The organism is Pseudomonas alkylphenolica (assembly GCF_016009175.1).
In the GTDB taxonomy this organism is placed as follows: domain Bacteria; phylum Pseudomonadota; class Gammaproteobacteria; order Pseudomonadales; family Pseudomonadaceae; genus Aquipseudomonas; species Aquipseudomonas alkylphenolica_B.
Genome location: NZ_JADUCM010000022.1, coordinates 1 through 14,728, shown reverse-complemented (window position 1 = coordinate 14,728; position 14,728 = coordinate 1). Strand labels below are relative to the sequence as shown.

Here is a 14,728-nt window from a genome sequence, read left to right as displayed (position 1 = left end):
AGAACACAATGATGGACGGCCTTTCGGTCAGCGCGAATGCACGCCTCACCTACCCCTACGCCCTACCGCCAGTGCCCGGGGTGCCAGCCCAGGTCGTTGCGGGCGTACAGTGGCTCAGGTTGCCCCTGCCGGTTTCGCTGGGGACCATCAACGTGTGGTTGCTCGCTGACGGTGCGGGCACCACGCTGGTCGATACCGGCATCTACGATGAGCAGACCGAGGCGCTTTGGCGTACCTTGCTGGACGGTGCCTTGCGCGACACGCCACTGACGCGAATCATTGCCACCCACCTGCACCCCGACCATGTCGGCATGGCCGGTTGGCTGAGCCGCCACAGCGCTTGCCGCTTGTGGATGACACGCCTTGAGTACCTGCACTGTCGGCTGCAAGCGGGCGACAGCAACCGTCCGGCACCCGAGGAGTCGCTGGCGTTCTATCAACGTGCCGGTTGGGACACACAGGCGCTGGAGCGATACCGCAAGCGTTTTGGCGGCTTCGGCCGCATGCTCTCGAGCCTGCCTGACAGCTATCGGCGTATCCAGAACGGCGAGCAGCTTGATATCGGCGGGTATGGCTGGGAAGTGGTCGTAGGCGCAGGCCATTCACCGGAGCACGCGTGCCTTTTCGATCCGCAGCGTAAGTTGCTGATTTCCGGCGATCAGGTGTTGCCACGGATCTCGTCCAACGTTTCAGTGCATCCCACTGAGCCGGACGCCGATCCGATGAGCGAGTGGCTGGATTCGTTGGCTATGTTGCGACGTCGCGTGCCAGACGATGTACTGGTGCTGCCGTCGCACAACAAGCCCTTCCTTGGTCTGCACACGCGAATCGAGCAACTGCAGGTTGATACCTACAGCGCCCTGACGCGCTTGCGCCAGGGGCTGGAGCAACCCCGTCGTGTGGTCGACCTGTTCGCCCTGCTGTTCAATGCCCCGGTGCGCAACGACGCCAGCTCGCGACTGACCCTGGCGCCCGGAGAAGCGCTGGCGTGCCTCAATTACTTGCTACGCCGCGGGGACATCAGCGTCAGCCTCGACGGGCACGGCGTGGCCTGGTATCAACGCGCCTGACGCACCTGCGCAGTGTACCCAAGAACTGTGGGAGCCGACGCTGCCGGCTCCCACAATGGTCGCGATATACCCAAGAAGCGGGCTCAACGGGTCCCGCATTGAATATCAAGTGTCAACGCATTGAGATAGGCATTTTCCACCACGTGCTGCACCAATGCCGCAAACTCGTGGGCAAACCCCATACGCCGCGGAAACAGCAACCCGCCGACGATGCTTTCGGACACCTTGGCCGGCATCCCCGCCGACATGCCCGACTCGAACAGCCCTGGCGCCAGGCTCACCACGCGAATACCGTGCTCAGCCAGGTCACGTGCAATGGGCAATGTCATGCCAATCACTGCCGCCTTGCTGGCGCTGTACGCCGCTTGACCCATCTGCCCTTCACGCGCAGCGCCCGAGGCGGTATTGATGATTACTCCCCGCTCGCCGCTGTCTTCGGCTGCATTGCCCGACATCGCCAGGGCCGCGTGACGGATAACGTTGAAGGTTCCCGTAAGATTGACCGCCAATACCCGGTTCCACAGCTCTGTAGGAAATACCTGCCCCTTGGAAAGCGTCTTGCACGGCCCCAGCACCCCGGCGCAGTTGACCGCCACATGCACCGCGCCAAACCGCTTCATCACTTCATCAATGCCGTGCTTTACGCTGACTTCGTCGGCAACATCCACCGCAATGCCGACCATGCCTTCGAGCGCCGCGTCGAGCCGTTGCTGATCCAGATCGAAACCCACCACCTTTGCCCCGGCTGCAGCCAGCGCCTTGCAGGTGGCCAGCCCCAACCCCGACGCCGCGCCCGTTACTACTGCTACTTTATTATCCAGTTTCATCGTGACTCCTTGGTTATCCCCTGAATCGGGCCGGAGCGATCTTAGAAAACAACTGCACCGTCCTGTCCCTCCCTTTGCGGGCAGTCAGCGGCTGCCCGGTCTAGGCTTGACCTGTCCAGACAGGTTGGCTAGGTTCGCTCGAACCAATAAGAAACGTGGAAAACACATTGCCTAAAAATCTTGCCAGGCACTTGGTTTCGACCAAGTTCGCGCCCCCGCGCATCGGTACCCGGCACGTTGTCCGGGCCTTGCTGCTGGCGCACCTCAAGCGCATGAGTCATTGCCGCCTGGCCCTGATCACCGGGGCTGCGGGTTACGGCAAGACAACCCTGCTCGCGCAGTGGCGCCAGGACCGGCTGAAAGCAGGCGCCGAAGTGGCCTGGGTTTCCCTGGCTGTCGACGACAAGGGTTACAACGCTTTCTGCACGGCCTTCCTGGAGGGTGTGAGACGCCTTGGCATCGATATCGACATCAACCTGCAGCGTGAAGACAACACGCCCTCGGCCATTGACGGCACGGTGGCGATCATCGTCAACGCAGCGGCAATGCTGAACAAGGAGCTGTACCTGGTGGTCGATGACTACCACTACGTAGAAGCCCCTCATGCTCACACGTTGATGCAGAAGCTGCTTGAACAAGGCCCTGCCAACCTGCACCTGGTAATTGCCTCACGGGTCAGCCCACCACTGAGCCTGTCGCGACTGCGGGTGATGGACCTTGTGGTCGAGATTGAAAGTGCCATGCTGCCGTTCGACCTGGCGGAGACTCGCACTTTCGTCGAGGAAAACCTTGGTAGCGAGAAGATCAACGCCGACGCGCTCAGCCTGATTTACGATCTGACCAGCGGCTGGCCCTCCTGCCTGCAGTTGATCGTGATCATGCTCAAGAGCCGCAGCGATACCCGCTCGATCCTGGATGACCTGGTGTGGCGCGCCAATGACCTGCAAACCTACCTCAGCGAAGAAGTAGTCGCACACTTGCCGATCGAGTTGGTGAAGGTCGCCGAAACGCTGTCGTTGTTCCGACGTTTCAATGCCGCAATGGCCATTGCCGTTACCGGCAACGCCCAGGCCGGTGAACTGCTCCAGCGCATGGAGGACGAAAATCTGCTGATTTACCGGGTCGACTCCGATGACCGTATCACCTGGTTTCGCTTTCATCCTTTGTTCGGTGAGTTTCTCAGCACCCGTCTGCAACGCCGCGAACACGACGTGCGCGCCCTGCATCGCCTGGGCGCCCAATGGTTTGCCGGGCACAACTGCCTTACCGAGGCAGTTCGTCACGCCAACCTCGGCGATGACATCGAGTTTGCCGTCCAGGTGATTGAACAGACCACCCCGGCAACCTGGAGCCTGGATTACCTGGCACCCACCTTGCGGCTGCTGGAGCGTTTGCCCGAAGAAGTACTGTTTCGTCATCAGCGGCTGTTGTTTCTGGCCTGCCTAACCGTATCACTGACGTCGCGCCCGGCACGCGCAAAAGCCTGGCTCAGCCGTTTGCAGGCCAGCAACCTGGACGCTCACCCGGAACTTGCCAGTGGCCTGCCCTTGATCCATGCCGCAGTGGCCATCCAGGAAGATGACAGTGAACTGACCATCCGACTGCTGGAGCCGGTTCGCGACGCCGCGATGGGCAACCCGTTCCTTCGCTATGTATTGCTGGCAGCGCTGACGGTCGCTTATGCCACCGCAGGCCGCTACACCGATGCCCGGCGCCTGTTCGATGTTCATCCGATCCCCTCGCAAGACCGCAACAACGACATGGCACTCGTGGCTGAATCCGCCCGTTTAACCACCTATTTACTGGCCGGCGACATCATCGAGGCCGAATCACTGGCTTCCGAGCTACTGGAACGCTCCACGCGCGAAGGCGGACAGCGTTCAATCTGTAGCAACCTTTGTGCCAGTCTGCTGGCCGATGCCTTCTATGAGCTGGATCGCATCGATGACGCCCGCGAACTGATCGCCAACCGCTTTGGCTTGCTGCATTCCTCGGTCCCCGACGTTATCGTTCGCACCAACCTGAGCCGCAGTCGCCTGGACCTGCTGCAGAAAGGCCCGGACGCCGCCCTGAACTTTTTGCGTCAGCAGATTGCCCACCTGCGCAGCCTGGGGCAGATACGTCCGGTCGCTCACCTGTTGGCCGAAGCCATCCGCGTATGCCTGATCAAAGGCCAGCATTCACATGCCAGCGAACTGTTGCAGGCCCTGGAGTCGCTTGCTCACGACCATGGCAAGGCAACCGGCGGTCGAGCAGAGCTGCCGGCCATCGCTGCCCTGGCGCGTGCACGTGTGCTGGTCAAACAAGACTCGCAAGCGGCCCTGCTGGCGTTGGAAACCGTCAGCGACTATGCCCAGCGCTTCCAGCGCGGTCGCCTGAGCGTGCTCACGGACCTTTTATCGGCAGGCGTGCTGGAAGACCTCAAACAGCCTGATCACGCGTTATTGCGTGCTCAACGGGCAGTCGAGGCAGCTCAGCGCCTTGGACTGGTCCGCACCTTGCTGGACGAGGGCGTACTCAGCGAGAAGTTGCTCTGCACGCTTGCCACCACCCACCTGCGCGCCCCGCTGCGCCAGTATGTCGATGAGTTGATCGAGAAGCTCACCGGCCCCTGTGCGCAAAACCTTGTAACGCCACGCATGCGGCGCACCGCAACGTCTGGCCAACCTGCCCTGCTGACCCCACGAGAGCGCGAGATCCTCAGCCTGGTAGCCCAGGCCATGTCGAGCAAGCGAATCGCCCACACCCTGGATATCACCCTGGAAACCGTGAAGTGGAACCTGCGCAACATCTTCGCCAAACTCGGTGTTTCCAGCCGCTACGATGCCATGGTGCAGGCACGCAACCAGAAACTGATCGACTGAACACGGTTCAACCCCCTCCCGTCTGGAGGGGGGAAGCGCCGGTTATTGGCGCCTAACCTCGCAGGACGCTGCCGATCCAACGGCCATCCACGGGGAAAACAACATGACGCGCCGCCTGCTGTTCAACACCACCCGCTCAATCATCATCGAACGTGGGGCAGCCGCCCGCCTGGCCGAACAGGTCGAGACAATGGGTTATCGTTCGGCACTGCTGGTCACGGATGCCGGCGTTCTCGCCACCGGTCTGCTGGCAGCGGTGGAAAGAGGCTTTGCCCAACGCGGCATCGCCCTGCAGGTGTTCAGCAAGGTCCAGGCCGACCCTCCGGAGTCGGTGATTCTTGAAGCTGTGCAAGCCGCCCGACAGTGCTGCGCCGACTGTGTGATCGGTTTTGGCGGTGGCAGCTCCCTGGATGCCGCCAAGCTGACCGCCTTGCTTGTGCGCAGCAATGAGTCGCTGGCCGACATCTACGGCATCGACCGCACCAACGGTCGGCGCTTGCCGCTGATTCTGGTGCCGACAACCGCCGGGACCGGCTCCGAGGTCACCGCCGTGTCGGTGATTACTACCGGTGAGGGCCAGAAGAATGTCGTGATTTCACCTTCGCTGCTACCTGACATCGCCTTGCTTGACGCCGACCTGACCCTGGGGCTTCCCAAGCACGTCAGTGCTGCTACCGGTATCGACTCCATGGTCCACGCGATCGAGTCCTATACCACCAGGCACCTGAAAAATCCGATATCCGACTGCCTGGCCCGAGAGGCGCTGCGCCTTTTGGGCGACAACCTTGAACGGGTGTGCGTCAACGGCGCCGACGCTCAAGCTCGTGAGGACATGCTGATTGGCGCCTGCCTTGCCGGCATGGCCTTCGCCAATGCCCCGGTTGGCGCGGTACATGCCCTGGCCTATCCGTTGGGCGCACGCTTTCATGTGCCTCATGGGCTATCCAACTCGTTGGTGCTGGCACCGGTGATGCGCTTCAACCTTGAGGCCGCAGCGCCGCTTTACGCTGAACTGGCGAACATTCTGCTGCCCCATAGCCGCGGCGCGATCCTTGAAAGGGCCATGGCCCTGATCGCCCACCTGCAGGCCTTGCCTGCACGCCTGGGCCTGCCCACCCGGTTGCGCGACGTGGGCGTCACCGAACGCGACCTGGAGACCCTGGCACGCGATGCCAGCCAGCAGACGCGCCTGCTAGGGAACAACCCTCGCGAAATGAGCCTGGACGACATTCACGCCGTCTACCAACAGGTGTTCTGATCGAACGCCACGCGCGCCCCTCGGCTGCAGATAAACGCGGAGCCCGGCAACGGGCGACCGCAAAAACATATGTTTTCCTGTTATTTTTCAGTATCTTATAGTCATTTATTAATCCGGAGTATCACCTGAGTGATTCCTCCTTATACTCGCCTGAACCGCCCCGTGCGGCGCCACAACAACAATAATCAGGCAACCCCAGGAGCGCCTCCATGAGCGACGCCATCCCTTCCTTTCCCACGACATCTAGCGTTTCAGCCGATCTGAAACGCACCTATTCCAAAGTCATCTGGCGACTTTTGCCCTACTTGATGCTGGCCTTTATCATCAACGCCATCGACCGCCTGAACCTGTCGTTTGCCAAGCTGCGCATGGCCGACGACATTCTCCTCAGCGATGCAGCCTACGGCATCGGCGCCGGGGTCTTCTACCTGGGTTACATCCTCTTCGAAGTACCCAGCAACCTGTACATGCAGCGCGTCGGCGCACGTGCAACGCTGACGCGGATCATGATCCTCTGGGGCCTGATCACCGTGGCCACGGCCTTTGTTACCAACCCTACGCAACTGATCGTTGCGCGTTTCCTGCTGGGCGTCGCCGAAGCGGGCTTTTTCCCGGGCCTGATCCTTTACCTTACTTTCTGGTTTCCTGCCGCTGTACGCGGGCGTATCACCGCCTCGTTCTTCATGGCCGGCATGGTTGCCGGGATGATCTGTGGCCCCTTGTCGGGCACCATCATGACCCACCTGCATGGCTGGCTGGGTCTGCGTGACTGGCAGGCATTATTTGTTCTGACCGGCCTGCCGGCGGTGCTGCTTGGAGTGATCGGGCGCTTCTGGCTGACCGACCGTCCTGAGCAGGCGCGCTGGCTGAACGATGAACAGAAACAGCAGATCCACCAGGCGCTAGCCCATGAATCAGGGTCCGGCGCGGCTAGCAGCGGGTTCTTGGGGGCATTGCGCGATCCACTGTTGTATGTGGCGGGATTGGTGTGTTTCTGCATCTACAGCGCCTCCAACACCGTTTCTTACTGGCTGCCGACACTGGTGCAGGGTTTTGGCCTGGAAGACCTGCAGCACATTGGCCTGGCCACCAGCCTGCCGTTCCTGGCGGCCTTGTGCGCCATGTACCTGCTCGGTCGCAGCTCTGACCGCTACATGGAACGCCGCTGGCACCTGAGCCTGACAATGCTGCCCGCTGCGGCCAGCTTCTGCCTGCTGGACCTGGCCGCGGGCAACGCGCTGCTGTCGATGGCACTGGCCAGCCTGGGGGCGGCGGGCGCCCTGGCGGCGATGCCGTTATTCTGGACCATTCCGCCAGCGTTATTGAGCAAATCCGGGGCAGCGGGCGGCATTGCCATCATCAGCAGCCTCGGCAACCTTGCCGGAGTTCTCAGCCAGACGGCCGTTGGCGCGGTAAAAACCACCACCGGCAGCTTATATCTGGCTTTTGACCTGATCGCGGTTCTGCTGGTGCTGGGCACGCTCCTGCTACTGATCGCGATCCCGGCAGGACGCCTGGTACCTGCCGGTAACGCCCAGCCGTAAGTCTTTCACAACATACAAAAAGCCCGCTCGATGAGCGGGCTTTTTGTTTGCCTGGGACGTCTCAGAGGTGCTGCTCCAACTCCGGCACGGCATCGAAAAGATCGGCGACCAGGCCATAGTCGGCGACCTGGAAAATCGGCGCCTCTTCGTCCTTGTTGATCGCGACGATCACTTTCGAGTCTTTCATCCCGGCCAGGTGCTGGATTGCGCCGGAGATACCTACAGCGATGTAGAGCTGCGGAGCAACAATCTTGCCGGTCTGGCCAACCTGCATGTCGTTGGCGACGAAACCCGCGTCGACCGCTGCCCGCGATGCACCGACGCCAGCACCCAGCTTGTCGGCAAGGCTGTACAGGTGCTTGAAGTTGTCACCGTTCTGCATGCCGCGACCGCCGGCAACAACGACGCTGGCCGCCGTCAGCTCCGGACGGTCCGAGGTGGCCAGAGTTTCGCCAACGAACACCGAGAGGCCTGCGTTATAGACCGAACCGAGAGACTCGACGGTAGCCGCCCCGCCCACAGCGGCAACGGCGTCGAAGCCGGTGGCACGGACGGTGATAACCTTGATTGCGGCATTCGATTGCACGGTAGCAATGGCGTTGCCGGCATAGATCGGACGCTTGAAGGTGTCTGGCGACTCAACCGAGATGATTTCGGAGATCTGGTCGACATCCAGCGCCGCCGCCACCCGTGGCAACAGATTCTTGCCGTTGGCTGTGGCAGGCGCCAGGACGTGGCTGTAGATCACCGTCTGGTCGATCACCAGGCCGGTAACCAATGCAGCGAGGTTTTCCGGCAACTGGTGGGCATACGCCGCATTGTCAGCCACCAGCACCTTGGCGACACCATCGACGCCTCGCGCTGCTGCCACAGCGCCTTCGACACCCAGGCCCGCCACCAGCACATGAATCTCACCGCCAATCTGCTGTGCGGCGGCAACCGTGTTCAGGGTCGAGCCGCCAAGCGCTGCATGAGTGTGTTCCGCAATTACCAGGATAGTCATCAGATTACCTTCGCCTCGTTCTTCAGTTTCTCGACCAGTTCAGCAACCGACTTGACCTTGATACCCGCGCTGCGAGCAGCTGGTGCTTCGACTTTCAGGGTCATGCTGGTGGAGGCGGTGGAAACGCCCAGCGCGTCTGGAGCAACCGTTTCCAGCGGCTTTTTCTTGGCCTTCATGATGTTCGGTAGCGACGCATAGCGTGGCTCGTTCAGACGCAGGTCGGTGGTGACGATCGCTGGCAGGTTCAGCGCTACAGTCTGCAGGCCGCCATCGATTTCACGGGTGACATTGACCTTGTCGCCAGCCACTTCAACCCTGGAGGCGAAGGTGCCCTGGGCGAAGCCGGTGAGCGCAGCCAACATCTGGCCAGTCTGGTTGTTGTCGCTGTCGATGGCCTGTTTGCCAAGGATCACCAGCTGTGGCTGTTCCTTGTCGACAACAGCCTTGAGCAGCTTGGCCACGGCAAGCGAGCCGAGCTCGTCGGCAGACTCGACCAGAACGGCACGGTCTGCACCCAGTGCCAGCGCAGTACGCAGTTGTTCCTGGGCGCTGGCCGGACCGACGGTCACCACCACTACTTCAGTGGCTATGCCTTGTTCCTTGAGGCGCACAGCCTCTTCCACGGCTATTTCGCAGAAGGGGTTCAGCGCCATTTTTACGTTGGCAAGATCGACGCCCGTGCCGTCCGCCTTGACGCGAACCTTGACGTTGTAGTCGACCACGCGCTTTACCGCAGCCATTACTTTCATACAGCACTCCTGTTGAGCGGGTTGATTCAACTGTCCAGCCGATGCAGTACGGCATGGTGGTCGTAGGGTTGATAACGCGATTGCCGGTTGCGACAGACCTTGATGAGCGCAACCTCAGGATCACGGGCCAGGAACAGCCTGCCACCGCTGGCGACCAGGTGGTCGAGCAGGTGCTCTTTTTCATCGATCAGGCATTCCGGATTCCGGTCAAAGGCGGTGGTCAGGTCGAGGGCGAGCCATTGCATGGCGGGCACCAGGTCACCGGCAAAAATCAGCGGGCCACCGGGCATCTCGATTTCCGGCAATAGCTGTCCCGGGGTGTAGCCGTCGCTGACATGCAAGCGCCAGCCTTCACCCAGTACCTCGCTGGCGTGCTCGTCGAGTACCTGCAAACGGCCACTGCTTTGCAGTTGACTGATGATCGGCGCCACGAACAATGCCCGGTCTCGCGGGTGGGGATGGCTGGCCCGTACCCAGTGCTGACGGCCGACCAGATAGCGGGCTGCCGGGAAGAGCAAGCGCGGTGCATCACCTGCGTTGACGGCTCGGCGCACCTCCGGCGTGAGCATCGCATGCAGGTGGGTGAGCACCACGGCGTGTATGTCCCCTTCTGCCAAGCCAAGACGCGCCAGGCTGTCGAGCAGGCCAGGGGCCGGGCGCTGACAGCGGCAGGTTGGCGCCAGGGGGGCCAATAAAGCATCGCTACCGGCCATGACCAGTATGTTCTGGCCGTTCTGTTGCACCAGCAGTACGCGCGATGCCAGCTCGACCTGATTGTCGTTGTCCGGGCTCAACCATTCGCTCCAGATGCGCCGCGGTGTCGTGCCGAACAATGTGCCGCCGTCGAGCTTGCGTGCTTTGCCGGTCACTGAAAATAACTTGCGATACACCCCATTTACCTCGCTGAACCCATTTGTGCCCTGTGCTGTTGAGCGCACTGAGAAAGGCCAGCATATGCAAAAGACGGTCGGCGGCACCCCTCCCGTGACGGGTGGTGTGCACATTTTCGGCAAGGGGTGGGCGATCGTTTTGCAGTGCCCCCTCCATTGGGGAGGGGTTTCTCTTGGGCTGTACGAATAGCATTGGCGCCACTTGTGCACACGATTGCACTGCCATCGGAGGAACTGCCATGACGCGCGCCTGCAGTAGCGGGAGGATCACCGCTCGGGACATCGCCCAACGGCTGGGGGTCGCCACCTCGACCGTCACCCGTGCCTTCGATGCCCAGTCGCGCATTTCCGCCACCGTGCGCGCACGTATCCTCGCCATGGCCGAAGAACTGGGCTATCGACCCAATGCCATCGCCAGGTCGCTGAACCGGCGGCGCACCGGCATTGTTGCCCTGGTGATGGGCGACATGAGTAATCCGTTCTACCCGGCGGTGCTTGAAGCGTTCTCCCTGCAACTGCGCGAGTCAGGCCGGCAACTGCTGCTGTTCGTAGTTCCCCCCGGAGGCGATGCCGACGCACTGATGCCGCAACTATTGCAGTATCAGGTCGATGGCATTGTGGTCACTGCCGCAAAGCTCTCTTCGCACATGTCCGACCTGTGCGCCCGCCAGGGGGTTGCCGTGGTGTTTCTCAACCGCCGCGTCGAAGACCCGAGCGTCTGGTCGGTGTGTTGTGACAACCAGCGCATGGCCACCGAGGTTGCAGAATACCTGGTGGGACAAAACCGCCAGGCCTGCGCCTTTATCGCCGGCGATCCGGACGTCTCCACTACCACAGATCGTCTGCTCGGTTTCGAACTGGGCCTGGCAGCGCACGGCCAACGTGTGGTTGCACACCTGCACGGCGGATACACCTATGAAGGCGGACGCGCTGCAGCCTCCCGCCTGTTCAGCCCCGGGCAGCCGGTCATCGACGCCGTGTTTTGCGCCAACGACGTCATGGCCCTGGGGGTACTCAGCCATTTGCGCATGAACACCACCCTGCGGGTGCCCGACGATGTCGCCGTCATCGGTTTCGATGACATCCGCGCCGCTGCCTACGCAGAACATGCCCTGAGCACGGTGCACCAACCGGTCGAGCAGATGATTGCGTGTGCCATCCGCTTGCTCGGCGAAGGCCGCCCTGCCGGCACCACGGCTGCGCTGTACGAAATACCGGGCCATCTGATGCTTCGCACCACCGCTTAGCGACGCTCGACCAAGCCAATAACAACAAAAACCATCAGGAGACAGGCATGACCCTCACCGAGACTCCGGAAGACCGCAGGCTGTATCGAAAAATCAGCTGGCGCATCATGCCGCTGCTGATGGCCGCCTATGTCGTGGCCTTTCTTGACCGTATCAACGTCGGTTATGCGCAGTTGCAAATGAAAGAGACGTTGGCATTCAGCGACGCTGTGTATGCGCTGGGCGCGGGGATCTTCTTCATCGGTTATCTGCTGTTCGAGGTACCCAGCAATCTGATGCTGGAAAAGATCGGTGTGCGCAAGACCCTGCTGCGCATCATGGTCTGCTGGGGCGTGGTCGCCATGGCAATGATGTTTGTACAGACACCTACTCAGTTCTACGTATTGCGTTTTCTGCTTGGTGCCTTCGAGGCCGGCTTCGCGCCCGGGGCACTGCTCTACCTGACATTCTGGTATCCGCCTGCGCGGCGCGCGGGAATGATCGCGGTGTTTCTGCTCGGGGCCATTCTTGCCAGCCTGATTGCCGGCCCGTTATCGGGTGCGATCATGAAATTCCTCGACGGTTTCAATGGATGGCACGGTTGGCAGTGGCTGTTTCTGGTACAAGGGCTGCCCGCCCCCCTTCTCGGTCTGGTGGCCTGGCGCGTGCTTGTCGACAGCCCTGAGCAGGCCACATGGCTGAGTGCTGAAGAAAAAGCCCGCCTGCGCCAGCAACTGGATGCCGAGCAACGTTCGGCGCTCAAGGCCCGCCACGGCTCAGTGCGCGATCTTTTCGGGGATACGAAGTTCTGGGCGCTGTCGGTGGTGTACATCCTCATGGTGGCCGGCACCTACGCTATGGCCTTCTGGACACCTACCCTGATTCGCGGTTGGGGGGTCTCCGACCTCCTGGACATAGGTATCTACGCCACCTTGCCGCAGCTGTGCGCGATAGCCGGGGTGCTGTTGCTCAGCCGCAGCTCAGACCGCCACCGCGAGCGCCGCTGGCATTTCTCCAGCGGCGCGCTGATGACCGTCTGCGGCCTGGCAATCATGGTGCTGGCCCAAGGACAACTGGGTGCTTCGCTGCTTGGCCTGTGCCTGGCCATGCTGGGCATCGCTTCGGTTCCCCCGGTGTTCTTCGCCCTGGTCTCGGAATACCTGCCGCGCCCTTCGGTCGCCGTGGGCATCGCCCTGGTCAGCAGTATCGGCAATCTGGGGGGGGCGGTCATTCCTTCGCTCACCAGTGCGCTCAATACCGCAAGCGGCGGGACCACCTACAGCCTGTACCTGGTGATGAGCCTGTACCTCCTCGCCAGCGTCATTGTACTGCGGGTCGCCCGACCGCCGGTTCCGGCCTACCAATCCGCCTGAGGCGGCCATTTCTCACATTCAAAGGAGACTTACCGTGATCCAACACCTCAAGCAGGGTCAACCGCCCCACACCAAAGCCAGCAACCTGGCCCAGGTACGCGCCACTGTCGAAACCATCCTTGCCGACATCGAGCAACGCGGCGATGTTGCGGTTCGCGAATATTCAGAGAAGTTCGACAACTGGACGCCGCAATCCATGCGCTTGAGCCAGGCACAAATCGATGCCTGCATCGCCAGCCTGCCGCGCCAGACCCTCGACGACATCCACTTTGCCCAGGCACAGATCCGTCGTTTCGCCCAGGTACAGAAAGACTCGATGCATGACGTTGAAGTCGAAACACTGCCCGGTGTCGTGCTCGGCCACCGTAACATCCCGGTCAATTCGGTGGGTTGCTACATTCCTGGCGGCAAGTACCCGCTGATCGCCAGCGCGCACATGAGCGTGCTCACCGCCAAGGTTGCCGGGGTAAAACGGGTGATTGCCTGCGCGCCGCCGTTCGAAGGCCGCCCTTGCCCGGAAATCGTTGCTGCCATGCACCTGGCCGGTGCCGACGAAATCTATTGCCTGGGCGGCGTGCAGGCAGTAGCGGCGATGGCCCTCGGCACCCAGAGCATCGCCGCGGTCGACATGATCGTCGGGCCTGGCAACGCCTATGTTGCCGAAGCCAAACGCCAGCTCTATGGCCGTGTCGGCATCGACCTGTTTGCCGGCCCCACGGAAACCATGGTGATCTGTGACGATACGGTGGACGCCGAACTGGTGGCCGTCGACCTGCTCGGCCAGGCCGAGCACGGCCCCACCTCCCCGGCCTATTGCGTGACCACCAGCAAAACCATCGCCGAGCAGTTGCCCGCGGCCATCGAGCAGGTGCTCGCACGCCTGGACACCGCGCCGATCGCCAGCGTCGCCTGGCGTGACTTCGGTGAAATCTACCTGTGCGACACCGACGAAGAAGCCCTGGAGGTCGCTGAGCGCCTGTGCTCCGAGCATGTGCAGGTGATGACCCGCGACCCGGACTGGTACCACGCGCGCATGACCCGCTACGGCGCGCTGTTCCTCGGCCACCGCACCAATGTCAGCTACGGCGACAAGGTCATCGGCACCAACCACACCTTGCCGACCATGGGCGCCGGGCGCTACACCGGTGGCCTGTGGGTGGGCAAGTTCATCAAGACCCATACCTACCAGCGCGTGCTGACCGACGCCGCCAGCGTGATGATCGGCCAGTACTGTTCACGGCTGTGCAGCTATGAGCATATGTCCGGGCACAAAGAGCAGGCGGATATCCGCGTGCGTCGCCTGCAACACCAGGAAGCCTGAAGCCATGAGCAAACCCGTACCGCAACACCGTAGCAGCTATCCCTACCAGCGCGAGATCACCACACGCTGGATGGACAACGACGTCTACGGCCACGTCAACAACGTCATCTACTACAGCTGGTTCGACACCGTGGTCAACGGCTGGCTGCTGGAGCAGAACCTGCTGGACTTCGAAGGCTGCCCGACCATCGGCCTGGTGGTCGACACCCACTGCAGCTATTTCTCGTCGATCGCCTTCCCTGACCTGGTGCGCGCCGGCCTTCGCGTAGCGCACATCGGCACGTCCAGTGTGCGCTACGAGGTGGGCCTGTTTGCCAACGACAGCACCACGGCGTCGGCCCAGGGCTACTTCGTGCATGTGTACGTCGACCGTGTCAGCCGCAGGCCCGTGCCGCTGCCGCCGGCCTTGCACGATGCGCTGGAAACACTCCAGACAGTGTCCCCGACCTGACACATACGCCCTGCCCCGAGCCCCGGGGGGGGGGGCGCGCCCCGCCCCGCGGCCCGGCCCGAAAAAAAAAAGAAACACGCCGGGGGGGGGCCCACCGCAAACCCGCCGCGGCCGCGCCGGCCCGCGGGGGGGGGCCCCCCCGACACACGCCC

Annotated in this window: 12 protein-coding genes; 8 read left to right on the top strand and 4 right to left on the bottom strand. The window is 62.0% G+C overall.

Annotation, left to right across the window (positions count from 1 at the left end):
- The first annotated feature begins 8 nt into the window (after positions 1-8).
- A complete protein-coding gene (locus I5S59_RS18030) occupies positions 9-1,070 on the top strand; it encodes an MBL fold metallo-hydrolase (protein WP_197877821.1) in 1,062 nt (353 codons plus the stop codon).
- Between the two features lie 83 nt (positions 1,071-1,153).
- Here I5S59_RS18030 and I5S59_RS18025 read toward each other — a convergent pair whose 3' ends face one another.
- Positions 1,154-1,897, bottom strand: coding sequence for an SDR family NAD(P)-dependent oxidoreductase (locus I5S59_RS18025; protein ID WP_197877820.1), 744 nt, complete (start codon positions 1,895-1,897; stop codon positions 1,154-1,156).
- 167 nt (positions 1,898-2,064) lie between these two features.
- Here I5S59_RS18025 and I5S59_RS18020 point away from each other — a divergent pair, with 167 nt between their 5' ends.
- From I5S59_RS18020 to I5S59_RS18010, 3 genes are all read left to right on the top strand, one after another.
- Positions 2,065-4,761: a LuxR C-terminal-related transcriptional regulator gene (locus I5S59_RS18020; protein WP_197877819.1), complete on the top strand. Its 2,697-nt coding sequence runs from the start codon at positions 2,065-2,067 to the stop codon at positions 4,759-4,761.
- Positions 4,762-4,864: 103 nt separating this feature from the next.
- Positions 4,865-6,019, top strand: a complete 1,155-nt coding sequence (locus tag I5S59_RS18015; RefSeq protein WP_197877818.1) for an iron-containing alcohol dehydrogenase — start codon at positions 4,865-4,867, stop codon at positions 6,017-6,019.
- A 209-nt stretch (positions 6,020-6,228) separates the two neighbouring features.
- Positions 6,229-7,563 (top strand): MFS transporter, encoded by a 1,335-nt coding sequence (locus tag I5S59_RS18010; protein ID WP_197877817.1) that lies wholly within the window; start codon positions 6,229-6,231, stop codon positions 7,561-7,563.
- A 61-nt stretch (positions 7,564-7,624) separates the two neighbouring features.
- Here I5S59_RS18010 and I5S59_RS18005 read toward each other — a convergent pair whose 3' ends face one another.
- From I5S59_RS18005 to I5S59_RS17995, 3 genes are read right to left on the bottom strand one after another with little or no spacing between them, the layout of a single operon-like run.
- Positions 7,625-8,566, bottom strand: a complete 942-nt coding sequence (locus tag I5S59_RS18005; protein WP_197877816.1) for an electron transfer flavoprotein subunit alpha/FixB family protein — start codon at positions 8,564-8,566, stop codon at positions 7,625-7,627.
- Entirely contained in the window at positions 8,566-9,315 is a 750-nt protein-coding gene (locus tag I5S59_RS18000; RefSeq protein ID WP_197877815.1) for an electron transfer flavoprotein subunit beta/FixA family protein, read from the bottom strand. The genes I5S59_RS18005 and I5S59_RS18000 overlap by 1 nt, the downstream gene beginning before the upstream one ends.
- 26 nt (positions 9,316-9,341) lie before the next feature.
- The gene (locus tag I5S59_RS17995) at positions 9,342-10,205 is read right to left on the bottom strand and encodes an MBL fold metallo-hydrolase (protein ID WP_332262085.1); all 864 of its coding nucleotides are present in this window, start codon (positions 10,203-10,205) and stop codon (positions 9,342-9,344) included.
- A gap of 239 nt (positions 10,206-10,444) precedes the next feature.
- Here I5S59_RS17995 and I5S59_RS17990 point away from each other — a divergent pair, with 239 nt between their 5' ends.
- From I5S59_RS17990 to I5S59_RS17975, 4 genes are read left to right on the top strand one after another with little or no spacing between them, the layout of a single operon-like run.
- The gene (locus tag I5S59_RS17990) at positions 10,445-11,452 is read left to right on the top strand and encodes a LacI family DNA-binding transcriptional regulator (RefSeq protein WP_197877814.1); all 1,008 of its coding nucleotides are present in this window, start codon (positions 10,445-10,447) and stop codon (positions 11,450-11,452) included.
- A 47-nt stretch (positions 11,453-11,499) separates the two neighbouring features.
- Complete coding sequence (locus tag I5S59_RS17985) at positions 11,500-12,804, top strand: MFS transporter (RefSeq protein ID WP_197877813.1); 1,305 nt, start codon at positions 11,500-11,502, stop codon at positions 12,802-12,804.
- A gap of 34 nt (positions 12,805-12,838) precedes the next feature.
- The gene (gene hisD, locus I5S59_RS17980) at positions 12,839-14,125 is read left to right on the top strand and encodes a histidinol dehydrogenase (protein WP_197877812.1); all 1,287 of its coding nucleotides are present in this window, start codon (positions 12,839-12,841) and stop codon (positions 14,123-14,125) included.
- Between the two features lie 4 nt (positions 14,126-14,129).
- Positions 14,130-14,576: an acyl-CoA thioesterase gene (locus I5S59_RS17975; RefSeq protein WP_197877811.1), complete on the top strand. Its 447-nt coding sequence runs from the start codon at positions 14,130-14,132 to the stop codon at positions 14,574-14,576.
- The last annotated feature ends 152 nt before the right edge of the window (positions 14,577-14,728 follow it).